At 53.7% G+C, this 26,894-nt stretch carries 25 protein-coding genes; 12 read left to right on the top strand and 13 right to left on the bottom strand.

Annotated elements, in window-relative coordinates; all coding sequences use genetic code 11:
- Positions 1–369 precede the first annotated feature (369 nt).
- From topA to acnA, 6 genes are all read left to right on the top strand, one after another.
- A complete protein-coding gene (gene topA / locus AWR26_RS12015; RefSeq protein ID WP_064566066.1) occupies positions 370–2,967 on the top strand; it encodes a type I DNA topoisomerase in 2,598 nt (865 codons plus the stop codon).
- A gap of 182 nt (positions 2,968–3,149) precedes the next feature.
- Positions 3,150–4,124 (top strand): HTH-type transcriptional regulator CysB, encoded by a 975-nt coding sequence (gene cysB / locus AWR26_RS12020; protein WP_064566068.1) that lies wholly within the window; start codon positions 3,150–3,152, stop codon positions 4,122–4,124.
- 318 nt (positions 4,125–4,442) lie between these two features.
- Entirely contained in the window at positions 4,443–4,604 is a 162-nt protein-coding gene (locus AWR26_RS12025; protein ID WP_072439810.1) for a YmiA family putative membrane protein, read from the top strand.
- A 1-nt stretch (position 4,605) separates the two neighbouring features.
- On the top strand, positions 4,606–4,776 hold the full coding sequence (locus AWR26_RS12030) for a hypothetical protein (RefSeq protein WP_007371935.1): 171 nt from the start codon (positions 4,606–4,608) through the stop codon (positions 4,774–4,776).
- A gap of 138 nt (positions 4,777–4,914) precedes the next feature.
- A complete protein-coding gene (gene ymiC / locus AWR26_RS25720) occupies positions 4,915–5,013 on the top strand; it encodes a small membrane protein YmiC (protein WP_227123165.1) in 99 nt (32 codons plus the stop codon).
- 172 nt (positions 5,014–5,185) lie between these two features.
- Positions 5,186–7,861, top strand: coding sequence for an aconitate hydratase AcnA (acnA, locus tag AWR26_RS12035; RefSeq protein WP_064566070.1), 2,676 nt, complete (start codon positions 5,186–5,188; stop codon positions 7,859–7,861).
- A 47-nt stretch (positions 7,862–7,908) separates the two neighbouring features.
- Here acnA and ribA read toward each other — a convergent pair whose 3' ends face one another.
- Entirely contained in the window at positions 7,909–8,496 is a 588-nt protein-coding gene (gene ribA / locus AWR26_RS12040; RefSeq protein ID WP_007371938.1) for a GTP cyclohydrolase II, read from the bottom strand.
- Positions 8,497–8,692: 196 nt separating this feature from the next.
- On the opposite strand from ribA, the gene pgpB reads away from it, so the two are divergent.
- From pgpB to yciH, 5 genes are all read left to right on the top strand, one after another.
- A complete protein-coding gene (gene pgpB, locus AWR26_RS12045) occupies positions 8,693–9,457 on the top strand; it encodes a phosphatidylglycerophosphatase B (RefSeq protein ID WP_064566072.1) in 765 nt (254 codons plus the stop codon).
- A 140-nt stretch (positions 9,458–9,597) separates the two neighbouring features.
- Positions 9,598–9,906 (top strand): LapA family protein, encoded by a 309-nt coding sequence (locus AWR26_RS12050; RefSeq protein ID WP_043953495.1) that lies wholly within the window; start codon positions 9,598–9,600, stop codon positions 9,904–9,906.
- A gap of 6 nt (positions 9,907–9,912) precedes the next feature.
- Complete coding sequence (gene lapB, locus AWR26_RS12055; protein ID WP_064566074.1) at positions 9,913–11,082, top strand: lipopolysaccharide assembly protein LapB; 1,170 nt, start codon at positions 9,913–9,915, stop codon at positions 11,080–11,082.
- Between the two features lie 188 nt (positions 11,083–11,270).
- Positions 11,271–12,008, top strand: coding sequence for an orotidine-5'-phosphate decarboxylase (gene pyrF / locus AWR26_RS12060; protein ID WP_064566075.1), 738 nt, complete (start codon positions 11,271–11,273; stop codon positions 12,006–12,008).
- The gene (yciH, locus tag AWR26_RS12065) at positions 12,008–12,334 is read left to right on the top strand and encodes a stress response translation initiation inhibitor YciH (protein WP_064566077.1); all 327 of its coding nucleotides are present in this window, start codon (positions 12,008–12,010) and stop codon (positions 12,332–12,334) included. Before pyrF ends, yciH begins: the two co-directional genes overlap by 1 nt.
- 107 nt (positions 12,335–12,441) lie before the next feature.
- Here yciH and osmB read toward each other — a convergent pair whose 3' ends face one another.
- The 3 genes from osmB to yciZ form a co-directional block, all read right to left on the bottom strand.
- On the bottom strand, positions 12,442–12,660 hold the full coding sequence (gene osmB, locus AWR26_RS12070) for an osmotically-inducible lipoprotein OsmB (protein ID WP_035885807.1): 219 nt from the start codon (positions 12,658–12,660) through the stop codon (positions 12,442–12,444).
- A gap of 255 nt (positions 12,661–12,915) precedes the next feature.
- Positions 12,916–13,674: a DNA-binding transcriptional regulator YciT gene (gene yciT, locus AWR26_RS12075; RefSeq protein ID WP_064566080.1), complete on the bottom strand. Its 759-nt coding sequence runs from the start codon at positions 13,672–13,674 to the stop codon at positions 12,916–12,918.
- Positions 13,675–13,761: 87 nt separating this feature from the next.
- Positions 13,762–13,944 (bottom strand): protein YciZ/DeoL, encoded by a 183-nt coding sequence (gene yciZ, locus AWR26_RS12080; protein WP_043953500.1) that lies wholly within the window; start codon positions 13,942–13,944, stop codon positions 13,762–13,764.
- A 192-nt stretch (positions 13,945–14,136) separates the two neighbouring features.
- Between yciZ and AWR26_RS12085 the strand changes: the two genes are divergently transcribed.
- A complete protein-coding gene (locus AWR26_RS12085) occupies positions 14,137–15,006 on the top strand; it encodes a crotonase/enoyl-CoA hydratase family protein (protein WP_064566082.1) in 870 nt (289 codons plus the stop codon).
- Here AWR26_RS12085 and pdeR read toward each other — a convergent pair.
- The 9 genes from pdeR to sapA form a co-directional block, all read right to left on the bottom strand.
- Positions 15,003–16,994, bottom strand: a complete 1,992-nt coding sequence (pdeR, locus tag AWR26_RS12090) for a cyclic di-GMP phosphodiesterase (protein WP_064566084.1) — start codon at positions 16,992–16,994, stop codon at positions 15,003–15,005. The two genes, AWR26_RS12085 and pdeR, sit on opposite strands and share 4 nt — an antisense overlap.
- Positions 16,995–17,288: 294 nt before the next feature.
- Complete coding sequence (locus AWR26_RS12095) at positions 17,289–19,223, bottom strand: exoribonuclease II (RefSeq protein ID WP_064566086.1); 1,935 nt, start codon at positions 19,221–19,223, stop codon at positions 17,289–17,291.
- A gap of 122 nt (positions 19,224–19,345) precedes the next feature.
- Positions 19,346–20,518 (bottom strand): carboxymuconolactone decarboxylase family protein, encoded by a 1,173-nt coding sequence (locus tag AWR26_RS12100; protein WP_064566088.1) that lies wholly within the window; start codon positions 20,516–20,518, stop codon positions 19,346–19,348.
- A 179-nt stretch (positions 20,519–20,697) separates the two neighbouring features.
- On the bottom strand, positions 20,698–21,486 hold the full coding sequence (gene fabI / locus AWR26_RS12105) for an enoyl-ACP reductase FabI (protein WP_007371951.1): 789 nt from the start codon (positions 21,484–21,486) through the stop codon (positions 20,698–20,700).
- Between the two features lie 122 nt (positions 21,487–21,608).
- Entirely contained in the window at positions 21,609–22,415 is an 807-nt protein-coding gene (sapF, locus tag AWR26_RS12110) for a putrescine export ABC transporter ATP-binding protein SapF (protein ID WP_064569005.1), read from the bottom strand.
- A complete protein-coding gene (gene sapD, locus AWR26_RS12115; RefSeq protein ID WP_064566092.1) occupies positions 22,415–23,407 on the bottom strand; it encodes a putrescine export ABC transporter ATP-binding protein SapD in 993 nt (330 codons plus the stop codon). The genes sapF and sapD overlap by 1 nt, the downstream gene beginning before the upstream one ends.
- Positions 23,407–24,297: a putrescine export ABC transporter permease SapC gene (gene sapC / locus AWR26_RS12120; protein WP_064566093.1), complete on the bottom strand. Its 891-nt coding sequence runs from the start codon at positions 24,295–24,297 to the stop codon at positions 23,407–23,409. The genes sapD and sapC overlap by 1 nt, the downstream gene beginning before the upstream one ends.
- Entirely contained in the window at positions 24,284–25,249 is a 966-nt protein-coding gene (gene sapB / locus AWR26_RS12125) for a putrescine export ABC transporter permease SapB (protein ID WP_064566095.1), read from the bottom strand. Before sapB ends, sapC begins: the two co-directional genes overlap by 14 nt.
- Positions 25,246–26,886: an ABC transporter substrate-binding protein SapA gene (sapA, locus tag AWR26_RS12130; RefSeq protein WP_064566097.1), complete on the bottom strand. Its 1,641-nt coding sequence runs from the start codon at positions 26,884–26,886 to the stop codon at positions 25,246–25,248. Before sapA ends, sapB begins: the two co-directional genes overlap by 4 nt.
- Positions 26,887–26,894 lie beyond the last annotated feature (8 nt).

Below are 26,894 nucleotides of genomic sequence, written 5' to 3' on the forward strand. Positions count from 1 at the left end.
GTTTACCGCTGGCCCGGACAGGGAGCAAATTTTCCCTGTTTTTGCAAAGGGTTTGCCCTGTTGTTGTGCTGGCGCGTTTCATTTTTGCGTGCTAATAAAGTTGCGTAACAAATTTTATCAGGTACAGTGTGACGCTTTCGTCAATCTGGCAACAGAATTGCTTGACATTCGACCATAACACCGTCGTACTACATCACCCTGACGCGAAAAAGCTTGTAAACTCAGCCACCTGAATGCTCCGTTTGACGCGCCTGGCCAGATATGGGGGTTGATATCCCCGGTTGTCGCCGCAATAGTGAAGGTTCGTCGCGGGTGGTGTTAAGCAATGTCGACGTATTCCTGGAAGAATTAAATTAGGTAAAGGTGAATATGGGCAAAGCTCTCGTTATCGTTGAGTCCCCGGCAAAAGCCAAAACGATCAATAAATATCTGGGTAATGACTATGTGGTTAAATCCAGTGTTGGTCATATCCGTGATTTGCCGACCAGTGGCTCAGCACCCAAAAAGAGCGCAGACTCAGCCTCCACCAAAACGGCTAAGAAGCCTAAAAAGGATGAACGCGGCGCTCTTGTCAATCGCATGGGGATCGACCCATGGCACAACTGGGATGCACATTACGAAGTGCTGCCAGGCAAAGAGAAGGTGGTTTCTGAACTGAAATCGCTGGCTGAAAAAGCCGACCACATCTATCTCGCAACCGACCTTGACCGCGAAGGGGAAGCCATTGCATGGCACCTGCGGGAAGTGATCGGCGGTGATGAAAAACGCTACAGCCGCGTAGTGTTTAACGAAATCACCAAGAATGCGATTCGCCAGGCTTTTGAAACGCCGGGTGAACTGAATATTGACCGTGTGAATGCCCAGCAGGCGCGCCGCTTTATGGATCGCGTTGTGGGTTACATGGTCTCTCCGCTGCTGTGGAAGAAAATTGCCCGAGGCCTTTCTGCTGGCCGCGTGCAGTCTGTTGCTGTTCGTCTGGTGGTTGAACGCGAGCGCGAAATCAAAGCCTTTGTTCCGGAAGAGTTCTGGGAAATTGATGCCGCGACCGCGACGCCTGGCGGCGATGCATTGCCGCTGCAGGTGACGCATCAAGGTGATAAAGCGTTCCGTCCGGTCAATCGCGAGCAGACAATGGCCGCCGTTAGCCTGCTGGAGAAAGCGCGTTACACCGTACTGGAGCGGGAAGATAAACCGACCAGCAGCAAGCCCGGTGCGCCGTTTATCACCTCCACGTTGCAGCAGGCCGCCAGCACGCGTCTCGGCTTTGGCGTGAAGAAAACCATGATGATGGCGCAGCGTCTGTACGAAGCCGGTTACATCACCTACATGCGTACCGACTCAACGAATCTGAGCCAGGACGCGATCAACATGGTTCGCGGCTATATTACCGACAATTTCGGTAAGAAATACCTGCCGGAATCGGCTAACCAGTACGCCAGTAAAGAAAATTCCCAGGAAGCGCACGAAGCGATTCGTCCTTCCGATGTCGCAGTGCAGGCTGAGTCGCTGAAGGACATGGAAACCGACGCGCAGAAGCTGTATCAGCTTATCTGGCGCCAGTTTGTCGCCTGTCAGATGACCCCTGCGCAGTACGATTCCACGACGCTGACCGTGGGTGCGGGTGATTTCCGCCTCAAAGCGCGCGGGCGCATTTTGCGCTTCGATGGCTGGACAAAAGTGATGCCGGCACTGCGCAAGGGCGATGAAGATCGCACTCTACCGTCAGTGAATAAAGGTGATGTGCTGTCGCTCGTAGAACTGACTCCGGCGCAACACTTTACCAAGCCGCCAGCGCGTTTCAGCGAAGCTTCGCTGGTTAAAGAGCTTGAAAAACGCGGCATTGGCCGTCCGTCCACTTATGCCTCGATCATTTCGACCATTCAGGACAGGGGCTATGTGCGCGTGGAAAACCGTCGTTTTTACGCGGAAAAAATGGGTGAAATCGTCACCGATCGCCTGGAAGAGAACTTCCGCGAGCTGATGAACTACGATTTTACCGCGCAGATGGAAGACAGTCTTGACCGCGTCGCAAACCATGAAGCCGAGTGGCGGAAGGTGCTGGACAGCTTCTTTGGCGATTTTTCTCGCCAGCTTGAGCAAGCTGAACAGGATCCGGAAGCGGGCGGTATGCGACCGAACCAGATGGTGCTGACCAGCATCGACTGTCCGACCTGCGGCCGTAAAATGGGGATTCGTACCGCCAGTACCGGCGTGTTCCTCGGCTGTTCCGGCTATGCGCTGCCGCCAAAAGAGCGCTGTAAGACCACCATTAACCTTGTGCCGGAAAACGAAGTGCTCAATGTGCTGGAAGGCGATGACGCGGAAACCAACGCGCTGCGCGCCAAACGTCGTTGCCAGAAGTGCGGCACGGCGATGGACAGCTACCTCATCGATCCGAAGCGCAAATTACATGTCTGCGGTAATAACCCGACCTGTGATGGCTACGAAATCGAAGAGGGCGAGTTCCGCATCAAGGGGTATGACGGTCCGATCGTTGAGTGTGAGAAATGCGGTTCTGAAATGCACCTGAAAATGGGGCGTTTTGGTAAGTACATGGCATGTACCAACGACGATTGCAAAAACACGCGTAAAATTCTGCGTAACGGTGAAGTTGCACCACCGAAGGAAGATCCGGTGCCATTACCGGAGCTGCCTTGCGAAAAATCCGACGCATATTTCGTGCTGCGTGATGGTGCTGCCGGGGTGTTCCTCGCCGCCAATACCTTCCCGAAATCGCGTGAAACACGTGCGCCGCTGGTGGAAGAACTGTACCGCTTCCGCGATCGTCTGCCGGAAAAACTGCGTTACCTGGCCGACGCGCCGCAGCAGGATCCGGAAGGTAATAAAACGATTGTCCGTTTTAGCCGTAAAACCAAACAGCAGTATGTGGCATCGGAAAAAGAGGGCAAAGCAACGGGATGGTCGGCTTTCTACATTGATAACAAGTGGACTGAAGCTAAAAAATAAGCGACTTCAGTTACCTATCCCAAAAGGGCCGCTCTGTCGGCCCTTTTTTATACCTGCATTATTATTCTTTGTTCGCTGCTATACACAGAAGCTATAAATGATATAGTTGTTATAGCAATCCGCTTTTTTATTATGAAATCGTCTTAAGCGATAACCCGTTTGCGTACTTCGGATGGTCTGTTATGAAACTACAGCAGCTTCGTTATATCGTCGAGGTGGTCAATCACAACCTCAATGTCTCCTCGACGGCGGAAGGGCTTTATACTTCCCAGCCTGGTATCAGTAAGCAAGTCCGCATGCTGGAAGATGAGCTGGGGATCCAAATTTTTGCCCGCAGCGGCAAGCATCTTACCCAGGTGACGCCCGCCGGACAGGAAATTATCCGCATTGCGCGCGAAGTCCTGTCAAAAGTGGATGCGATTAAATCGGTGGCGGGGGAACATACCTGGCCCGACAAAGGCTCGTTGTATGTCGCCACCACGCACACTCAGGCGCGCTATGCGTTGCCTAACGTGATCAAAGGCTTTATTGAACGCTACCCGCGCGTTTCCTTGCATATGCATCAAGGATCGCCCACGCAAATTGCCGAAGCGGTTTCGAAGGGGAATGCGGACTTCGCCATAGCCACTGAAGCGTTACATCTGTATGACGATCTGGTGATGCTGCCGTGCTATCACTGGAACCGTTCAATCGTGGTTACGCCGGACCATCCACTGGCTTCAAAGCAATCGGTCACGATTGAGGAGCTGGCGCAGTATCCGCTGGTAACGTATACCTTTGGTTTTACAGGCCGTTCGGAGTTGGATACCGCGTTTAATCGCGCAGGGTTAACGCCGCGTATTGTCTTTACCGCCACCGACGCAGACGTTATTAAAACTTATGTAAGACTTGGCCTGGGAGTCGGTGTTATTGCCAGTATGGCGGTCGATCCGGTTTCCGATCCGGACCTGGTCAAGCTGGATGCGCATGAGATTTTCAGCCACAGCACAACCAAAATTGGTTTCCGTCGCAGCACCTTCTTGCGTAGCTATATGTATGATTTTATTCAACGCTTTGCGCCGCATTTAACCCGCGATGTCGTCGATACTGCCGTGGCATTGCGTTCTAATGAAGATATAGAAGCGATGTTTAAAGATATTAAGTTGCCGCAAAAATAATGTCGGAGGGTATCTTTTCGACTGAAAAGATACCCTTAACTCTGACTAAAGCTAAATCATTATTATCATCATCTGACTTATCGAAAATCCGCCTCGGTGATTGAAATCACATCCTCAGAGCAGACACTGTCACTATTTAGCGACAAAAATAGAAACTAAATTGCTGGTCTGCAAATTTATTACTTCAATAATTTATTTGTGGTCAAAAGATTAAATATTTCTTTGGAAATGGTGAGTAAATTCACTGGATTTTCGGCTAAAGTTCTTTTAGGATTTGTCTCATCTCATGATTAATTGTACCTATTGTTGGTGCCCAAAATGATAAGTGATGTCGATTGTACGAGGTTAGCAATGCCATCAGGAAGTGAAGAGCCAAAAAGGGATCCTGAGCTCAAGCGTAAAGCCTGGCTGGCGGTATTTCTTGGTTCTGCCTTATTTTGGGCGGTTATCGCGTTATTGATCTGGAAATTCTGGGGTTAAAATGGCTATAGCGGGTCGATTAGAACCAGTTAAGCAAGTATGTCAGCTTCGTGACACACCACAGAAAGCGAAAACCAAAACTGTGACCTCTATTCCAGCATGCTGGAAACTGACGCCACAGCAGCAAGCTTTTATTGATGCCTTCGCTGAAGACGACACCAAAAAACAATAAATATATCATCAGAATAATTGTGGGAAATTATCCACGCTATTCATTGGTATGATCTTATGTACTCTTTAATTAATACACAGCATAAATGAATTGAGTAAAGACTCAGTTTTAATGAATAGTTTTTCTGGTAATTTATTGATGAATAATGATTGTCGAATGAAATACTGGTCGTGGATCAGCGTGTTTTCTGTTTCCATCCTCTTTTGGGCTCAGATTGTCTGGATGCTCATCCGGTAATGAATTGAAAAGCCTCGCAACTGCGGGGCTTTTTTAATTTCCTCGCCTGTAAATTTGTCCGTTTGTAGCAATTTGGGTTGTTATCAAATCGTTACGATATGTTTGTGTTATCTTTAATACAGACCCTGAAGATCTTCAGGGTATCGCAATCCCTGTAAGTAAGGAGGAGCACATGTCGTTGACCCTACGCGAAGCCAGTAAGGACACATTGCAGGCAGAGAATAAAACTTACCACTATTACAGCTTGCCGCTGGCCGCCAGACAACTTGGGGATATTGCGCGTCTACCCAAGTCACTCAAAGTACTACTCGAAAATCTTCTGCGCTGGCAGGATGAGGAATCCGTCACTGAAGAGGATATTCGTGCGCTGGCGGGCTGGCTAACTACCGCCCATGCCGACAGAGAAATTGCTTATCGCCCGGCCAGGGTTCTGATGCAGGATTTCACCGGTGTCCCCGCAGTCGTTGATCTTGCTGCCATGCGCGAAGCGGTAAAACGTCTCGGTGGCGATACCGCGAAAGTAAACCCGCTGTCACCGGTTGATTTGGTTATCGACCACTCAGTCACCGTTGACCATTTTGGTGATGATGACGCGTTCGAAGAGAACGTCCGGCTGGAGATGGAGCGTAACCATGAGCGTTATGTTTTTCTGCGCTGGGGCCAGCAAGCCTTTAGCCGCTTCAGCGTCGTACCGCCTGGCACCGGTATCTGCCACCAGGTCAACCTTGAATACCTCGGCAAAGCCGTGTGGAGTGAACTCCAGGACAAAGAGTGGGTTGCTTATCCGGACACGCTGGTCGGTACCGATTCGCACACTACGATGATCAATGGTCTGGGCGTGCTGGGCTGGGGTGTCGGGGGTATTGAAGCGGAAGCCGCTATGCTCGGCCAGCCGGTTTCCATGCTCATTCCTGACGTCGTTGGTTTTAAACTGACCGGCAAGCTGCGTGAAGGCATTACCGCCACCGACCTGGTGCTGACGGTGACGCAGATGTTGCGTAAACACGGCGTGGTGGGGAAATTCGTCGAATTTTATGGTGACGGACTCGATTCGCTGCCGCTCGCCGATCGCGCCACTATCGCCAATATGGCACCCGAGTATGGCGCCACCTGCGGTTTTTTCCCTATTGATGGCGTAACGCTTGAATATATGCGCCTGAGCGGGCGTAGCGAAGAGCAGGTTGCGTTGGTTGAAGCCTATGCGAAAGCGCAGGGCATGTGGCGTAACCCGGGTGATGAACCGGTATTTACCAGCACACTCGAACTGAATATGCATGATGTCGAGGCAAGTCTTGCTGGCCCCAAACGTCCACAGGATCGTGTAGCGCTTGGCGATGTGCCTAAAGCCTTTGCCGCCAGCTCTGAACTGGAACTGAATACGGCGCAGAAGGACCGCAAACCGGTCGACTACGTGCTCAATGGACATTCATATCAATTGCCGGATGGCGCGGTGGTCATTGCCGCCATTACTTCCTGTACGAATACCTCAAACCCCAGCGTGCTGATGGCTGCCGGGTTACTGGCGAAGAAGGCCGTCACACTTGGCCTGAAACTTCAGCCGTGGGTAAAAGCTTCACTGGCGCCGGGTTCGAAAGTGGTTTCCGATTACCTGGCGCAGGCGCGCCTGACGCCTTACCTTGATGAGCTGGGTTTTAACCTGGTTGGATATGGCTGTACGACCTGTATCGGTAACTCTGGCCCGCTGCCGGAACCGATTGAGCAAGCGATCCGCGCGGGCGATCTGACGGTTGGCGCGGTACTTTCGGGCAACCGAAACTTTGAAGGCCGCATTCATCCGCTGGTGAAAACCAACTGGCTGGCGTCTCCGCCGCTGGTGGTGGCTTACGCGCTGGCGGGGAACATGAATATCAACCTCGCCACCGATCCTCTTGGCCACGATCGGAAAGGCGATCCGGTCTACCTGAAAGATATCTGGCCTTCCAGCAACGAAATTGCGCGTGCCGTTGAGCAGGTCTCGACGGAGATGTTCCGCAAAGAGTATGCCGAGGTGTTTGAAGGTACGCCGGAATGGAAAGCGATCCAGGTTGAGCGTTCGGACACTTACGGCTGGCAGAATGATTCAACCTATATCCGGTTATCTCCGTTCTTTGATGATATGGCGGCGCAACCGAAGCCGGTAGAGGATATTCACGGCGCGCGGATCCTTGCCATGCTTGGTGATTCTGTCACCACCGACCATATTTCGCCGGCGGGCAGTATCAAAGCGGACAGCCCGGCTGGACGTTATCTGCAAAGCCACGGCGTTGAGCGTCGTGATTTTAACTCGTACGGATCGCGGCGCGGCAACCATGAAGTCATGATGCGCGGTACGTTTGCCAATATTCGTATCCGCAATGAAATGGTGCCAGGCGTGGAAGGGGGCATGACTCGCCATTTACCGGGCAGTGAAGTGATCTCCATCTATGATGCCGCGATGCGTTATCAGCAGGAGAAAACGCCATTAGCGGTGATTGCCGGTAAAGAGTATGGTTCAGGCTCCAGCCGCGACTGGGCCGCCAAGGGGCCGCGTCTGCTGGGGATTCGCGTGGTGATCGCCGAATCGTTTGAGCGTATTCACCGCTCGAATCTGATTGGTATGGGGATCCTGCCGCTGGAATTCCCGCAAGGCGTTACGCGCAAAACGCTGGGACTTACCGGCGAGGAAACACTGGATATTGCGGATTTAGAGCATATCAAACCGGGTGGAACATTAGCGGTAACACTTACCCGCGCTGATGGTAAGCAGGAAATGCTGGAATGCCGCTGCCGCATTGATACGTCGACAGAGCTGACTTACTACCGCAATGACGGCATCTTGCACTATGTGATACGCAACATGCTGAACTAAACAAAAAGGCCTGCGTCTGCAGGCCTTTTTACGTTCATGGCGGCAGCTTATTTCAGCAGATGCCCCATTTTTTCGGCTTTCGTATCCAGATAGTGTTCGTTTTTCGGGTTGCGGCCGACAATCAGCGGGACGCGTTCCACGATGTTGATCCCGGCTTCGGTCAGGATTTCCACTTTCTTGGGGTTATTGGTCAGCAGGCGGACTTCATCGACGCCCAGCAGTTTGAACATATCGGCGCACAGGGTGAAATCGCGCTCATCGGCGGCGAAACCCAGTTGATGATTGGCCTCGACGGTGTCGTAGCCCTGATCCTGCAACGCATAAGCGCGGATTTTATTCAGCAGACCAATGTTACGACCTTCCTGGCGATGATAAAGCAGCACGCCGCGACCTTCCTCGGCGATATGGTTCAGGGCCGCTTCAAGCTGAAAGCCACAGTCACAACGCAAACTGAAAAGGGCGTCACCGGTCAGACACTCCGAATGTACGCGCGCCAGGACAGGCAACTGCCCGGAAATATCGCCGAAAACAAGAGCAACGTGATCTTGCCCGGTAGCCAGTTCTTCAAAACCCACCATCAGGAAGTCGCCCCATGGGGTTGGCAGTTTGGCTTCTGCCACACGTTTAAGTTGCATGTGAATCTCCGAATTATATTGGCACACTGCGCGCCTTTAGCCTGTTGGCCTTCTGTATAGGTGTATTTTGCCACAATGCACTGAATAACACCTACAAGTGACCATTCCATTGCTGGTTAAACGCACAAATACGTCGCTTTTAGCGTGAATGTTATATTTCGGTTATGATTGAGTCGCTTAACAGAAAGGAGAGGACATGCTGTCAATTGCAAAGCGTACAACTGCGGGAGCGGCGATTTTATTGGTGATGCCGCTGGCCGTGTGGGTTTCCGGCTGGAGTTGGCAGCCCGGACAATCCCGATGGTGGCTCCATTTTCTCTTCTGGTTAACCGAAACGGTTACGCAGCCGTGGGGGATTATTACGCACGTGTTGCTATGCGGCTGGTTTCTCTGGTGCCTGCGTTTTCGCCTGAAAGCGGCGCTGGTGCTGTTTGCGATTCTTGGATGCGCAATTCTGGTCGGGCAGGGATTAAAATCCTTCGTCAAAGAGCGAGTGCAGGAGCCGCGTCCTTTCGTGTTATGGCTGGAAAAAACGCACAATATCCCGGCGGATGAGTTCTACACTTTAAAGCGTAAGTCACGGGGAGAACTGGTGAAATCGCAGCTCTCCGGGCAGCATGATATTCCTGGTTTTTTACGTAAACATTGGCAAAAAGAGACCGGTTTTGCCTTTCCTTCCGGACACACGATGTTTGCTGCCAGTTGGGCATTGCTGGGCGTGGGTTTATTGTGGCCGCGCAGACGGACATGGACCATTGTTTTCCTGTTAGTATGGGCAACCGGGGTAATGGGCAGCCGTTTATTGCTGGGCATGCACTGGCCGCGCGATTTAGTCGTCGCAACGCTGATTTCCTGGCTGCTGGTCACGCTGGCGACATGGCTGGCGCAGCGCCTGTGCGGCCCATTGACGCCGCCCGCGCAAGAGGTGCCAGAAATTGTCGCCAGAGATCGCGAGACTTGATTTCAGATATTTCGCCCGCAAATCGGAATTTGGCATTATGTAATTTCATTCCACGAAGGGCGCTAAAATGATAGGTTATAAGGCTGCGTGCAGTCAGTTGCATAGAAATTCATCGCCTGAACCACATGACGGGATGTAATGTGAAATATTTACTCATTTTCTTACTGGTATTAGCGATTTTTGTCGTGTCGATTACGCTTGGTGCGCAAAACGATCAGCAGGTAACATTCAATTATTTACTGGCGCAGGGCGAATATCGCATTTCTACGCTGCTGGCTGTACTGTTTGCGGCCGGGTTTATCATCGGCTGGCTGATTTGCGGCCTGTTCTGGCTACGCGTGCGTGTCTCTCTGGTTCGCGCTGAACGTAAGATCAAAAGACTTGAGCACCAGCTTGCTCCCGCCTCAGATGTACCGGTTGTCCCCGGCACAGCGGCGGTGAAGGAATAATATTTTATGCTGGAGTTGCTGTTTCTGTTGTTACCTGTCGCGGCTGCCTACGGCTGGTACATGGGGCGCAGAAATGCTCAACAAACAAAGCAGGATGAAGCTAACCGGCTCTCACGTGAATATGTGGCTGGGGTTAACCTGTTACTCAGCAACCAGCAAGATAAGGCTGTAGACCTGTTCCTCGAGATGTTGAAAGAGGATACCGGCACTGTCGAAGCACATCTTACCCTTGGTAACTTGTTCCGCTCGCGCGGCGAAGTGGATCGCGCTATTCGCATACACCAAACGCTGATGGAAAGCGCTTCGCTCACCTATGACCAGCGTCTGCTGGCCGTGCAGCAACTGGGCCGTGACTATATGGCGGCGGGTCTGTATGACCGGGCTGAAGATATGTTCAAACAGCTGGTCGACGAAACGGATTTCCGCGTCAACGCACTACAGCAATTGCTGCAAATTTATCAGGCCACCAGTGAATGGCAAAAAGCGATTGATGTGGCTGAGCGGCTGGTGAAACTCGGCAAAGAGAAGCAACTCGGCGAGATCGCCCATTTTTACTGTGAGCTGGCGCTGCAGCAGATGGGTAATGAAGATATGGATCGCGCGATGGGGCTGCTGAAAAAAGGCGCCGCCGCCGATCGTAATAGCCCGCGCGTTTCCATCATGATGGGGCGGGTGTTTATGAGCAACGGGGAGTACGGCAAAGCGGTCGAAACACTGTTGCGGGTTATCGAGCAGGATAAAGATCTGGTGTGCGAAACGCTGGATATGCTCCAGACCTGCTATCAGCAACTGGGCAAAAATGACGAATGGGCAGCATTTCTGCAACGTTGTGTTGAAGAGAACGTTGGTGCCACCGCAGAACTGATGCTGGCGGAAATCATTGAGCAGCGTGATGGGGCAGATGCCGCGCAGAGCTACGTGACCCGACAGGTACAGCGTCATCCGACCATGCGCGTATTCCACAAACTTATCGATTACCATTTGCATGATGCAGAGGAAGGGCGTGCGAAAGAGAGCCTGATGGTGTTGCGCGACATGGTGGGTGAGCAGGTGCGAAGTAAGCCGCGCTACCGCTGCCATAAATGCGGTTTTACGGCATTTACCATTTACTGGCACTGTCCGTCATGCCGGGCGTGGTCAACGGTTAAGCCTATACGCGGTCTCGATGGACAGTGATTTTTTAAAAGTCCTCATTTTAGTTACAACATACTAATGGATTTAGACACTCATCTGTCAGACCTGTGCAACAACATCGCTTTGCAGGGGAAAAATGGAAACTGTTATTTCCAGGCTCCCGCAGGTAGAATGCACGCCGTTTATTCACTTCGCGCCTGTGCGGGTGCCTCATTTCAGAAGGTCCGATCATGACATCTACTCCTTTATCGACTTCCCGCGCTGTGACTGCTTCCCCGGTGGTAGTGGCACTTGATTACGATAACCGCGACAAAGCGCTGGCGTTTGTCGACCGCATCGATCCCCGCGATTGCCGCCTGAAAGTGGGCAAAGAGATGTTTACGTTGTTCGGGCCGCAACTGGTGCGCGATCTGCAACAGCGTGGTTTTGATATTTTCCTCGACCTGAAATTTCATGACATCCCTAACACCACGGCGCATGCGGTGAAAGCGGCGGCCGAACTCGGCGTGTGGATGGTTAACGTTCACGCCTCAGGTGGGGCGCGGATGATGACGGCAGCAAAAGAGGCGTTGTCCTCTTTTGGCGCCGATGCGCCGCTGCTGATCGCCGTAACCGTGTTAACCAGCATGGAAGCCAGCGATTTACGGGATCTGGGCATCAACACCTCACCGGCAGAGCATGCAGAGCGTCTGGCGCGCCTGACGCAGCAGTGTGGCCTTGATGGCGTAGTCTGTTCTGCTCAGGAAGCCGTACGTTTCAAAAGCGAATTGGGTAAGGCGTTTAAACTGGTGACGCCGGGCATTCGTCCCGTGGGCAGCGCAGCGGGCGATCAACGCCGTATTATGACGCCGGAGGAGGCGCAGCTTGCGGGCGTGGACTATATGGTAATTGGCCGCCCGGTTACACAATCTGCCGATCCTGCCGCAACCCTGAAAGCTATCAACGCTTCGTTGAGTAAGGGGGCTTAATGAGCGACAACAACAGCCGTCTGGTTTATTCCACGGAAACCGGGCGTATTGACGAACCCAAAGAGGTCGCCGTACGCCCGAAAGGCGATGGCATTGTACGTATTCAACGTCAGACCAGCGGGCGCAAAGGCAAAGGCGTGTGCCTGATCACCGGTATCGATTCTGATGATGAAACACTGGCGAAGCTGGCCGCTGAATTGAAGAAAAAATGTGGATGCGGCGGTGCGGTAAAAGACGGTGTCATTGAGATCCAGGGAGACAAGCGTGATTTATTAAAATCGCTGCTGGAAGCCAAAGGAATGAAAGTCAAACTTGCCGGTGGATAAAAACAGAAAGGCCGCGATATAAATCGCGGCCTTATTTTTACACTGCGTAACTCAGACCTGAAAAGAAAGTATATTTATTTTCTTGTTGTCGCCGTTTTAATGACCAATTATTTACCAACCTGGTGGCCAATAATACCGCCGACAGCCGCGCCACCTAATGTACCCAGCGTGCTACCATCAGTCAGTACAGCACCACCCAGCGCGCCCGCACCTGCGCCGATGGCAGTATTACGAGAGCGTTTATCCCAGTGACCGCAGGCGCTCAGGGACATTGCCAGGGTTACGGTGAGAAGTGCGGTGGCCATTTTTTTACTTGTTAACATCATCATACTTTCTCCTGAATTATCGATTCACGGAAAAATGTTCTCTTTAAGTATAGAGGCTGTAGCCCGCCTTAAAGCACTTCCGTGAAACCTTGCTGCGCAGGTGTAATACAATCACGTGAGTGATAGTCACTTCCTGTTATATCGCTAATATTAATTTTACTCGGAGGCAGAAAGTCAGACAGGTAAAAAGTCTTAATCAACGCGTCGGAATAGTCCCAGATATAAGTAAGATAGCCCGCTTTCGCGGGCGGAAAATTAATCAGTAATACCGGGTTTAACAATATCCACGATCAGGCCAGCCTGGCGAAGTTGCTGATGCGCTTCGGAAGAGAGTTTTTCATCGGTAATCACTCGCTGGAAGCGTTCAGCCGGGCCGAGCGTATAAGGATGCATCGCGCCAAATTTGGAGCTGTCGGTAAGCACAATCGCCTCGCTGCCTTTTTCCAGCACCGCATTAACGACATCGGTACGCATCATATCCCGACCGGTAAAACCCGTTTCCGGCTGCCAGCCATCAATACCGATAAACGCTTTGCTGAAGTGCACCTGCTGGATGTACTGCCGCGTCAGCGGGCCAACCATGCTTTCACTCTTTTTCTGGTAGATGCCGCCAAGCAGAATCACATCGCACAGTGACTCTTTCAGCAGGTGCGCGATATAGCTGCTGACGGTAATAATGGTGATGTCGCGCTGTTCGCCTAACTTACGGGCGAGCAGCGCATTGCTGCTGCCGTTTTCAATAAATACGGTTTCACCAGGGCTAACCAGAGAGGCGGCAAAATCTGCCAGCGCGCGCTTGACGGTGTAGTTACTCATCATGCGCGTTTCGACATCATCACTATCCAGCGGTACGGCAAAACCGTGTGTGCGGCGCAGATAGCTCTGTTTCTCCAGCGTATTCAGATCCTGACGAATCGTAACTTCAGAAACGCCAGTCATGCGGGCCAGATCGGCGACGCTCATCTGGCCTTTATCAATCACCGTTTGCAGAATAATTTGTTGTCGGGAATTCATAGTCATGTCGTTTTAATCAGGGATTGAATTCGAACATCACCACTGCGGCTATCGCATCCTGCTGCCGCGTGATGGTGAAAATAAAGATCAAATTTCCCAGGGCGTTTTCGGTGCGCCGGAAGAGGAGGCCTTGTCGTTACTGTCGAGATCCAATAATTCCGCTTTCAGGATCTCCAGATTGCGAATTGCGGATTGTGTGTCTCCGGCAACCAGTATGTCCAGAACGGTATCGATCCGGCCGGCAAGGAGTTTAAGGTCAATGTCTGCCATACCTTCACCTATATATCGAAAAATGAAAAAATTAATGATGCAGAAAAGAGTGTAAAAAGAGAAGAAAAAAAACGAAATCTCAAATTCTTATAAACACTCAGCATATATTCATTATGCCATACGCAGCCCGGTTCTGGCGTGGATTAGTCTTGCAGTGCGCGCAATGCGCTTTTCTTACCGGAGGATAAAGCAATGACTGTTATCAACCAGGCTACGTGCAAACTGTTTACTGATAATGAACGTTTTACGCAACTTTCTGGATACTATGAGGAGGAGCGACGTACCGTGTGGATGATGCTGCGCGCCAGGCCGCGCCCTTGCTTCAACCACGCATTGATTGAAGAGATCATGAATATCACCTGGCTCGTTAAACGGGCAGGGTTCGCAGTGGATTTCTGGGTAACAGGTTCGCTGGTTCCCGGTATGTACAACACCGGTGGAGATCTACAATTCTTTGTTGAATGCATTAAAAACGGACGACGCGAAGCGTTACGCGCCTATGCCCGTGCCTGCGTGGACTGTGTCCATGCCGCGTCACGCGGCTTTGACACCGGTGCGATTTCACTGGCCATGGTCGAAGGTAGCGCACTCGGCGGCGGTTTCGAAGCGGCGCTGGCGCACCACTTTCTGTTAGCGCAACGTGATGCCCGTATGGGTTTCCCCGAAATAGCCTTTAATCTCTTCCCCGGTATGGGGGCCTATTCGCTGGTCGTTCGTCGTTCCGGCATGAAACTGGCAGAAGATCTGATCTACAAAGGCGAGTCGCATACCGCCGAGTGGTACGAACAGCAGGGGCTGGTGGATCAGACCTTTGACGTCGGGCAGGGATTTATAGCGGTACGTACTTTTATCGATACGCTCCAGCCCCGTCTGAACGGTGTTCGCGCAATGCTACGTGCACGGCAGCGGGTACTGCAACTGCCGCGCAGCGAGTTGATGGATATTACAGAAGATTGGGTAGATGCGGCGTTTTGTGTCCAGCCTAAAGATATCGCCTATATGGAACGCCTGGTGCTACTGCAAAACCGGCATACTGCGGTGAGCTTACGTGATGCCAGCTAGCGCGTCTTTCGCGCCTGGTAGCGCTTAAACCAGCGCTCAAACGCGGCAGCGGGCATCGGTTTGGCAAACAGAAACCCCTGCCGCTCACTGACGCCGTTCTTGGTCAGAAAGGCGTCTTCTTTTGCGCTCTCTACCCCTTCGGCGATCACCTGCAAATTCAGCGCCTGCGCCACGGCGACAATCGCACGTACCAGCGATTGCGAAACGGATTGTTTATGAATTTCACGGACAAAAGATTGGTCGAGCTTAATGGCGTCCAGGGGAAAACGCGCCAGCTGCGACAGAGACGAGTAGCCGGTGCCGAAATCATCCAGATGCACCTGCGCGCCTAATGCGCTGAATTGCTGAATAACCGACAGCGCCAGTTCGGCGTTTTCAATCAGGCAGCTTTCGGTCAGTTCGACATCAATAGGACAGTGTTCAAAATTAAGGTCATGAAGCGCCTGTTTCAGATCGCTAAAAATCGTCTGGTCAGCGAGTTGGCGCGCTGAAACGTTGACCGCGACGCGCAAATTGATCCCTTTGTCTCGCCATTTCGCGAGCTGACGCACCACCTCCAGCATGACCCATCGCCCGAGCGGAACAATCAGCCCGGACTCTTCCGCATAGGCAATAAAATCCAGCGGCGGGATCAATCCACGCTCCGGCGATTGCCAGCGCACCAGCGCTTCCAGGCTGCGAACTTCGCCGCGCCAGGTCACTTTGGGTTGATAGTGAATGACCAGCTGGTTTTTTTCCAGCGCCCGGCGCAGGTTGGTATCCAGCCAGATATATTCAAAAACACGCTGATTCATCTCCGGCGAGAAGACGCAAAATTTCCCGCGACCATTCTCTTTGGCGGTATACATCGCCGTGTCGGCGTTGCGGATCACGCTTTCGCGATCGGTACCGTGCTGCGGCGCAAGCGCAATACCCAGCGAACACCCCGTATAAATTTCGATAAGCCCGATACGGAAGGGCTGACGCAGGCGTGTCAGTATGCGGGAAGCCATTGCTTCGAGAGTGCTCTGCGAAGTGTTCGTCCCCAGCACGATAAATTCATCGCCGCCGAGCCTTGCCAGCACCTGGCCTTCTTCAAGGCAGCTCAAAATAGCCAGTGCAACCGCCTGTAACAGCTGATCGCCAAACATGTGGCCATACGCGTCGTTAACTTTTTTGAAGTTATCTAAATCGAGATACACAATCCCGACCTGCGTATCGCCCCGATGGGCAATGGCGTCGCTGATCATCTCATGAATGGCATTGCGGTTAGGTAAACCGGTGATGGTGTCAGTATTCGCCAGCACCCGCAATCGTTCCTGCGCCCGGCGCTCCTCGGTAATATCCGTGCCCGAGCAAATCAGGAAGATCTCGTTTTTACCGCTGCCGCTGTGGACGAACTTATTGCGAAACAGAAACAGGCGTTGGCCTTTGCGCGTTTTGATCCAGCGCTCCACCTCATAGGATGAACCTTCCCTAAAAAATTGCGTGATATTGCGCTTTGAGGCGGCGGCTTCACTACGGCTCATAAACAGCTTAAAGACATTTTGCCCGATCACTTCCTGCTCTTTCATCCCGGTATATTCTTCGCTCAACCGGTTAAAGCGCTGGATATTGCCGAGGCGATCGAGGATCACGATCACTGAATTGGCTTCCGAAACAACCTGTTCGGCAAAAGAGAGCCCCTGAACCAGGTCACGGGCGACAGACTGCGTATCGTCCCAGGCTGAAGCGGTGCCAGCCCATTCGCGGCGGGAAATTTTGCGCCCGACCAGATGGATAGTCATCTCTTCACCGTAAACGGAAATATGCAAGGTTAAGCTGGAAGTGATCACCGTCATTTCGCGGATCTGTTTCGCCTGCTCATCAGTCAGAGGCACCACCTGGCTGATATCGGCAGTTTCATCGGGGGCAAAGTGCAGGGCGTTGCTATCGGCGCTCAATCGCCAGAATGGGCTATTCGAACCCAGGTAACGAAACAGCAGATTCTGTTCCTGCGAGTCTTTCATGCTATCTCCCAACCCACCTAAAAGCACAACGGGTACTCATTTGACGGGCGTAACACCGCCCAGGTTAAAGGGCCATCAGGACGAACGCGTTGTATTTCTTAGACTATGCCATTAACGCGAGTCCGGGTATCAGCAGAGCTGGCGCGAAAATGTATAAATCGGGGCGAAACAGTAAGTTGCCCTGGTTTTATTGTGGCTGTTTTTAGCGGTTTTTGGGAGGAATTGAAAAAAATGCGGGAGGGATCGCAGCGAAAAACGGCTCCTTCGATGGGGAAGGAGCCGCTGGAGAGGTTTTTACAGGGCCGGGCGCGCGATAATGCTGCGGGTTTCCATGCGCACTTCGGCGATAGTGACATCAATAACATCCGTCACTTTAAACGCTGTTTCGCCTTTGATTTGCACCGTGCCGTTTTCCTGGCTGCAAACCAGCTCATCACGCACCGCGTGAATGAAGGGGGCCGGAATAAACGCGACTGCGCCGTTATCGACCAGGCGCACGCGCATACCGCCACGGCTGACATCGATAATCTCGGCCGCAAAACGGGTATCCGTACCGGCTTTGTTCTGCAGGAAACGGGCGTACAACCAGTCGCCAACATCGCGTTCAGCCATGCGATTCAAACGGCGACGTTCAGCCATCTGTACGGTGGTTTCGTCTTGCGGACGCTTCGGCGTTTCACCTTTAATAATCGCTTTCAGCAGACGATGGTTAACCATATCGCCGTACTTGCGGATCGGTGAAGTCCAGGTGGCATACGCTTCGAGGCCAAGACCGAAGTGCGGGCCTGGTGCCACGCTGATCTCAGCAAACGACTGGAAGCGGCGAATACGGCTATCGAGGAAGCCGGACGGTTGAGCATCCAGTTCACGACGCAGTTTGCAGAAGCCTTCCAGCGTCAGCACTTCTTCCGCATCGACATGCATGCCATGGGTTTTCAGCATAGCGGCCAGCTGCTCGCTGTTCGCCGGATCAAAACCAAGGTGCACGTTATAAATACCGAAGCCCAGCTTGTCGCGCAGAACGCGAGCGGCGCAGATGTTGGCAGCAATCATTGCTTCTTCGACAATGCGGTTCGCAATACGACGCGGTTCGGCCACGATATCCAGCACTTCGCCTTTTTCACCCAGCACAAAGCGGTAATCCGGGCGATCTTTGAACACCAGAGCGTGGGTTTGGCGCCATTGTGAACGAAGCTGGCTTACGCGATGCAGCAGACGGATCTGCGCGGCAATCGCTTCATTCGCCGGTTGCCATGAACCGGTATTTTCCAGCCAGTCGGACACTTCGTCGTAAACCAGTTTGGCTTTCGATTCGATGGTGGCAGCAAAGAATTCAATATCCTCTTCGATGCTACCTTCGTCATCCAGCGTCATACGGCAAACCAGCGCAGGGCGGATTTCGTTCGCGCGCAGAGAGCAGAGATCGTCGGAGAGTTCACGCGGTAGCATCGGGATATTAAAGCCCGGCAGGTAGTTGGTGAACGCGCGCACTTTGGCGGAATCATCCAGCTTGCTGCCTTCAGCAATCCACGCGGTAGGATCGGCGATAGCAACAGTCAGTTGCAGCTTGCCGTCGGCAGTCTCTTCCACAAACAGCGCATCGTCCATATCTTCAGTGCTGGCGCTGTCGATAGTGACAAAATCCAGCGCGGTCAGATCGACGCGTTGCAGCCCGTCATCAAGCATTTCCGTCGCCACGCCGTTCGGCGCTTCTTTTTCCAGATTGTGGCGCGCCAGGGTGACCCACCACGGAACAAAATGGTCTTCCGCAAAGGTAATAAACTGCGTCAGTTCGGCATAGAAACCGCGATCGCCTTTGAGTGGATGGCGACGCATTTCCGCAACGGCCCAGTCGCCTTCTTTAAAATCATGTTCCACACCGCGAGCCGCGCGGCAGGGAATGGCGTCTTTTAGCAACGGATGGTCCGGTACGATGGAAAGACGATCGTCTTTCTTCTGCACTTTGCCGACAAAACGGGTCAGAAACGGCTCGACCAGCTCTTCAGGCTCTGCGCTTTCGCGATCTTTGTCGCTGTGAATGACAGCGATGATTTTGTCGCCGTGCATCACTTTCTTCATCTGCGGTGGTGGAATGAAGTAGCTTTTTTGCGCATCGACTTCCAAAAATCCGAAGCCTTTTTCCGTGCCTTTTACAACACCTTCCGCGCGCGGTGTCTGGGAATGAAGTTGCTGTTTAAGCTGCGCTAGCAGCGGGTTGTCCTGAAACATAGTTATGTATTTTCGTGGCTAAAAGAGCGGCTGACAGTTTTACGCGATTCTACGGGTTGCGGCAAGCGCTGTTTCAGCAAAATCTGTGTGGGCAAGCGGCAGTAAAGCCGCTTGCCGTTGCGTTATTCCGTTTCAGGGAAGGTGGTTTGCCCGAGGGCGATTTTCAGGCGGTTAAGCCAGCCATTCAGGGCGCAGCCCATCAGCAGACTCACCGCCGCCTGCCGGGTGAAACCTTGCTCAACAAGCAGCGAAAAGTGCAGCGGGCTGAAGCGATCGGCGGCGCAGGTAAGCAGTTGCACGGACTGCAGCAATGCTTTGATTTGCGGATTATCGGCCGTTTCACGATTAATCTCGCGCTCGCCGCTGCGCAACGCGTGTTCCATCGATCTCTCTTGCGGAGTACGTTGTAGCGCTTCGGCGAAACAACCGACGCTGCCATTAATGCGGGCAGTATAGAGCGCGGTAAGCCCGGCGAGCTGTTTATTCGGCATCGCTCTGGTCAGCTTGTCGCAAATCTCGCCCAGCGCATTTAATTGCAAATGTTCATGTGCCAGCAGCGGGGCAAGCAGGCGCAGTTCCGGCAGCGGTTGCCAGTGAGCCAGCGACTCCATCTGCGGTGCATTAGCAATGCGCAAATCCACGGCATCAATAGCAGGCTCCCACGTAATGTCGGCATCAGCGAACAGCGAGGCATCGGCTTCCTGCTGTATCTCCATGCCAGGGATCACGCGCACAGGCTGGCCGAGAACGGCCTGCAATATCGCTAACACACGGGCCTGGAAAGCGACAAAGCCGATAATTTGCGTGATCACTACTACGTCATACTGCGTTAAACCGACACCTTCCAGTTGCTGCCGCGCGCGGGCGTCAATCACTGACGGTGAAGCGGCAAGCTGGCGGGCATATTGCGTGATTTGCGCCAGCCGGTAGTTACTCTCACGCGAAGAATCCGGGCCTGGCAGCGGTGCGAGTCGCGCTGCATAGTGGTTGCATAGCCGCTGAATACCAAAAACCTGCGCCACGGTAAGCGCAGTGCTGAGGCGATCGTAGGTGCTGAAGGTGCGCAGGCGATTAACCGTCACGCGCTGCGGAAAGAGCAGGGCGTAGAGCTTGCGGGCGGGTGTCACAATACCGTCAAGATTGGCAGCCTGGTCTTCAGGCAGGGCGATATCGAGCAGGAAAGGGTCATTTACCGTGGCGGCTTCGGGAACCAGCGGTAGCGCCTGCGCACGGCTGGCACTCGACTGGGTCTCATGGTACCAGTGGTTTTTGCCTTCTGTCCGGCGTCGTTCCATGGTCGTTCCTTGGTCTGAAAGTGGCGATCCGGATTCGACGTCAGGTCTATACGCCGGATCTTTTTTGCTGCTTTATCCTGGCGCATGGCAAGTTTGGGATGAAAGATTGTTAGGTGATAATAAATATCAGAATGGCATATCGAGGGAAAAGCCCCTTCAGAAGAAGGGGCAAGAGGAAATTATTTGATTTCCAGTTCGTTCATCGCAGCGATGTTAAAGCCGCCGTCTACGTGAACCACTTCACCGGAGATACCGGCGGAGAGATCGGAGCACAGGAACGCAGCGGAGTTGCCGACGTCCTCAATGGTTACAGTGCGGCGAATTGGGGTAACCGCTTCGCAGTGCGCCAGCATTTTACGGAAGTCTTTAATACCGGACGCCGCCAGCGTACGGATCGGACCTGCGGAAATACCGTTAACACGCACGCCTTCCGGGCCCATGGCATTCGCCATGTAACGCACGTTCGCTTCCAGAGAGGCTTTAGCCAGACCCATGACGTTGTAGTTCGGGATCGCACGCTCAGCGCCCAGGTAGGAGAGCGTCAGCAGCGCAGAGCCCGGATTCAGCATCTGGCGGCAGGCCTTAGCCATTGCCACGAAGCTGTAGGAGCTGATGTCGTGTGCGATTTTAAAACCTTCGCGGGTTACCGCGTTGACGTAGTCGCCGTCCAGTTGATCGCCCGGCGCGAAGCCGATGGAGTGAACGAAACCGTCAAATTTCGGCCAGACTTTCGCCAGGTCCGCAAACAGGGCGTCGATGCTCTCATCCTTAGCAACATCACATTCCAGAACAATGCTGGAACCCAGCTGGGCGGCAAACTCTTCAACACGGCCTTTCAGCTTGTCGTTCTGGTAGGTGAATGCCAGCTCAGCGCCTTCGCGATGCATTGCCTGTGCGATGCCGTATGCGATGGAGAGTTTGCTGGCGACGCCAGTAACCAGAATGCGCTTACCGGAAAGAAAACCCATAGCTTTAATCCTTATATTCATTGTTGTGGCGAACGTCCTCTTCGTGGGGCGCTCGTCGTTAAAACGCGGCGATTCTATCATGAGTCGCCGAATGAGTTAATCCGACCACTGAATCTCGTCAATCAGCGGTCTTGACGCCAGGCATCAGCGGTTAACGCTTCGCCAAAATGCCCGGCGATCAGACGTTTTGTTAAATCATGCAGCGGAGAGGCCAGCACATCGGCAGTGCTGCCGCGCTCCACCACTTCGCCCTGATGCATGACCAGCACCTGGTCGCTGATGTGCTTCATCATCCCGATATGCTGGGTGACATAGATATAAGAGATACCCTGTTTTTCCTGCAATTCCAGCATCAGGTTAATTAACTGCGAACGCATCGACATATCCAGCGAGGCCAGCGCTTCATCGGCGATGATTACCTTCGGCCGCAGGATCAGCGCGCGCGCCAGGCCAAGGCGCTGTTTTTGCCCTGGCGCCAGCATGTACGGGTAATAACTGACATGATCCGGTAACAAACCCACCATGCGCAGCGTCTCCAGAATGCGCTTTTGTCGCGCTTCCGGCTCCAGATCCGTGTTCAGACGTAGCGGAAAATCAAGAATTTGCGACAAACGCTGGCGCGGGTTGAGCGATGTCGTGGGATCCTGAAAAATCATGCGAATGCGCTGGCTGCGGAAAGTATAGTCGCCGAAATGCAGCGGCTGGTCGTCAATCACCAGCTCGCCGGAAGAGGGTTCCACCATGCCCGCCAGCATTTTCGCCAGCGTAGATTTCCCGGAACCGTTCTCGCCGATAATCGCCAGCGTCTGCTTTTCGCGCAGGGTAAAACTTAACGGTTTAACCGCTTCCACGGTTTGACGACGGAACCAGCCTGTGCGGTAGCGGAAGGTTTTGCTCAGGTTACGTACTTCAAGCAAGGTCTCAACCATCATTCGCTCTCCATATTCAGCGGGAAGTGGCAGGCATAAAGATGGTTTCGCGCACCGGTCAGACGCGGTGTTTCGACGCATTTGCGCTGCGCATACGGACAGCGCGGCCCGAGGCGGCAACCAATCGGCAGTTGCTCAAGCAGCGGAATGGCGCCGGGCATGGTGTTGAGACGGCTTTTATGCGGCATCGCGCTGCCAAAGTCCGGAATCGCACGGATCAGTGCCTGCGTATACGGATGGTGCGGTGTAGCCACCAGCTCCTCGCTGGGCGCGGTTTCCACCGTTTGCCCGCAATACATCACATTAATACGGTCGGCCCATTTGCTGAGCATTTGCAGATCGTGGCTGATCAGCATAATGGTGGTGTTGTTGTTCTGGTTAAGACGGTCGAGCAGGCGGAAGATCTGCGCCTGGGTCGTCGGCTCCATCGCGTTTGTCGGTTCGTCGGCAATCAGCAGGCGCGGCTGATTAGCCAGCGCGATGGCGATCATCACTTTCTGACATTCACCTTCGGTCAGCTCGTAGGGGAAACTGCGCATCGCATCTTCGTGATCTTTAATCCCGACGCGGTGCAGCAACTCAATAGCCCGGCGTTTTCGCCAGCCAAAGCGCTGCCACCAGCGGCCTTTCCACGTCCAGCCGGGAATGTTTTGCATCAACTGCTTACCGACGCGCTCCGAGGGATCGAGACAGGATTGCGGCTCCTGGAAAATCATCGATACGTTATGGCCGAGCAGCTTGCGGCGCTCGCGCGCCGAAAGACGCAGCAGGTCGATATCGTCAAAGCGCATGCGATCGGCGGTGACGCGCCAGTTATCTTTGGTGACGCCGCAAATCGCTTTTGCGATCAGGCTCTTACCCGAACCGGATTCGCCCACCAGCCCGCGAATTTCACCTTCTGCCAGCGTCAGGCTGATGCGATCGACGGCTTTAACCCAATCATCGCCGGTCTTCACTTCAATGGTCAGATTGCGGATATCAAGAAGTGGCATTATTCGACTCCCGCCGCGATCGCACGACGGATCCCGTCGCCGAGGATGTTAACCAGCAGCACGCTAATCATAATGGCCGCACCCGGTAGCATCACAGTCCACGGCGCGACATAAATCAGTTCCAGCGCATCGCCGAGCATCGCACCCCATTCCGGAGAGGGAAGCTGCGCGCCGAGATCAAGAAAGCCCAGCGCAGCGATATCCAGAATCGCCATCGACAGCGCACGGGTGATTTCCGTCACCATCCCGGCGGTAATATTGGGCAGCACGGCGTACCAGAGGATATTACTCGTTGACGCGCCATCAAGCCGGGCGGCCACCACATACTCTTTCTCCAGCTCGTCATGCACCATACTGTAGACCGAGCGCACCATGCGCGGCAGCAGCGCCAGCCAGACGGCGAACATCGCATGAATAAGATGCGGGCCGGCAAACGCCACCACAATAATCGCCAGCAGCAGCGTCGGCAGTGATAACAGTGTATCGAGAATATGGTTCAGTACGGCGGAACGCAGCCCGTGGGTTGCGCCCGCAAAAACACCGAGCGCCAGCCCGCACAGGGTGGCGGCCAGCGTGACGATAAATGCACCGCCTACCGTTGGCGCTGCGCCGCTCAGCAGGCGGCTCAGCACATCACGGCCCAGGTCGTCCGTGCCGAGGAAAAACGACACATCACCATAGCGCGACCATGATGGCGGTAAAAGCTGATAACCGAGGAACTGCTGGTCGATGCCATAAGGCGCAAACCAGTGGCCAAAAATACACAGTAGCGCCAGCGCGCCGCAGCCGTACAGACCGATCATCGCGGTGGTATCGCCATAAAATTTACGCCAGGCTGTGCGCAGCGCGCCGGGTGGGCGTTTTTCGCTGTAAACGCTATCGTAAGGCATACCATTCCTTATGTTTCAACGGGTTCGCCAGCGCACCCAGAATATCCGACAGCACGTTGACAATAATGACCAGCGAGCCAATCACCATCACACCAGCCGAAATCACCGCGTAATCCTGCTGGCGAATGGCATTAATCAACCAGCGCCCAATGCCCGGCCAGCTGAACACCATTTCAGTGATCATCGCCAGCGTCAGCATGGTGGAAAATTGCAGCCCAAGGCGCGGGATCACCGGCGGCAGAGCATTATGCAGTACATGGCGGCGCAAAATAGTTACGCGTGAAAGACCGCGCGTCGCCGCCGCTTTGATGTAGTTTTTGTCGAACACATCAATGGTGCTGATTCGCATCAGGCGGATGACTTCCGTCGTTGGCGCTACCGCCAGCGTCATGACCGGCAATACTAAATGGCGCAGAGCGCTTTCCATCATCTCATCGCGCCACGGCGAGTCCGAAAGCCAGGCATCAATCAGCGAGAATCCGGTCACTGTTTTTACCTGATAGAGCAAATCGAAGCGCCCGGACACCGGTAGCCAGCCGAGGTTGAGCGAAAAGAAAAGCGTCAGCAGCAGCGCCAGCCAGAACACCGGGATGGAAAAACCGAGCAGCGCAATGGCGCTGATCAGTGAATCCTGCCATTTACTGCGCATCACCCCGGCGAGCATCCCGACCGGGATACCGATCACCAGCGCGGAACCAAAAGCCAGCAGGCAGAGTTCCATGGTGGCGGGGAATACCTCTTTTAACTGTTCTGAAATAAGCTGGCCGTTAATGCTGGATACACCAAAATCCCAGTGCAACAAACCGTTAAACCAGAACACCCACGCGTTCCACAGCGAGGCGCCCTGCAACGGCGCGTGGGGCGTGAAATAGCTCAGGCTGAAGCCGACAAACGTCAGCAAAAAGAGGGTCACCAATAGCAGCAGCAGACGACGCAAAGTAAAGATAATCATGGCTTCGACACCTCTTGTTTATCCCGCGAGACACCGGCAAACGAGGCGCTGCCGAACGGGCTCAGCACCAGCCCTTTAATATCATAGCGATGCGCCTGCAAGCGCAGCGAGGAGGCCAGCGGCAGCACCGGCAATTCGCGGGCGAGGATCTGCTGGGCTTCGTCATAATCATCGATGCGCGCAGCAAGTTGCTGTGAAGCAAGCGCTTTTTGCAACACATCGTCAAATTCATGGTTGCACCAGTGCGCAAAGTTGGTCTGCGAGTTTATCGCCGCGCAACTCAGCAGCGGGCGGAAGAAACTGTCCGGATCGTTACTGTCCGTCGCCCAGCCTGTGAGTGTCAAATCATGGTTCATATCCATCAATCGCGCTTCCTGGAAACGGCCTTCCACCGGCACGATCACCACTTTAACGCCGACCTGCGCCATATCAGCCTGGATAAGCTCGGCGGTTTTCAGCGGGCTGGGGTTCCAGGGCTGTGAACTGGTCGGCACCCACAGTTGTAATGTGAGATTTTCCAGCCCCAGCGCTTTCAGCCGTTCGCGCGCCTGATCCGGATCGTATTCGGTGATTTTGGCTTCATTATCATAAGCCCAGGAGGCGCGGGGCAGAATTGACGCCGCCGTTTCCGCTGTGCCGTAGTAGATCGACTGCATCAGACGCTGGTTATTGATCGACAGCGCCAGCGCATGGCGCACTTGCGGGTTATTTAGCGGCGGTTTGTTGGTATTAAACGCCAGATAGGCGATGTTCATCCCCGGACGCAGCGTCAGGCGCAGGCGCGGATCGTCACGCAGAATGGTCAACTGGCTGGCGGCTGGCCACGCCAGCACATCACATTCGCCGGTCAGTAATTTTGATAAACGGCCCGTACCGCCGGAGCCTAAATCGACAACCACCTGCTGCATTAGCGGTTTACCGCGCCAAAATTTTTCGTGACGTTGTAACCGAATATATTGCCCGGCGCGATACTCATCCAGCTGATAGGGACCGGTGCCGACCGGCTGGCGATCGATCTGTTCCTGGCGATCTTTTTTCGCCAGCTCGTCAGCATATTCCGCCGACATCACCGAGGCATAATGCGTCGCCAGATGCCATAAAAACGAGGCATCCGGTTTTTTCAGGCGAAACTCGACGGTGCGGTTGTCCAGCTTGCGCACGCTGTCGACGGAATCGGCAAACTGCAAACTGTCGAAGTACGGAAAACTATCGCCGTTGATGTTATGCCAGGGATGGTTGCGGTTGAAGATACGCTGAAAAGTAAATACCACGTCGTCGGCATTTAATGCGCGGTGCGGGGTGAACCAGGGCGTGCTCTGAAAGGCAACGTTATCGCGCAGACGAAAACGGTAAGTTGCGCCGTTATCCAGCACTTCCCAGCTTTCCGCCAGCTCCGGCACCAGCCGGTAAGTGTAGGGATCGACGTCCAGCAAGCGATCGTAGAGTTGCGCGGCCAACGTATCAACAATCAAACCGCTGCTGGTTTTCTGCGGGTTAAAGGTATCGACCTGGCCGTTGACGCAATAAACAAAACCGCTGTCGCGAATATCCGTCAGCGGAGCAGGCGTAACTGCCGCCTGGGCGATGCCTGCGAACAGGCTTGCGGTCAACAGCAGAGAGGAGAGAACCGGACGCATGATTTATT

This window comes from Kosakonia oryzae, assembly GCF_001658025.2.
Lineage (GTDB): Bacteria > Pseudomonadota > Gammaproteobacteria > Enterobacterales > Enterobacteriaceae > Kosakonia > Kosakonia oryzae.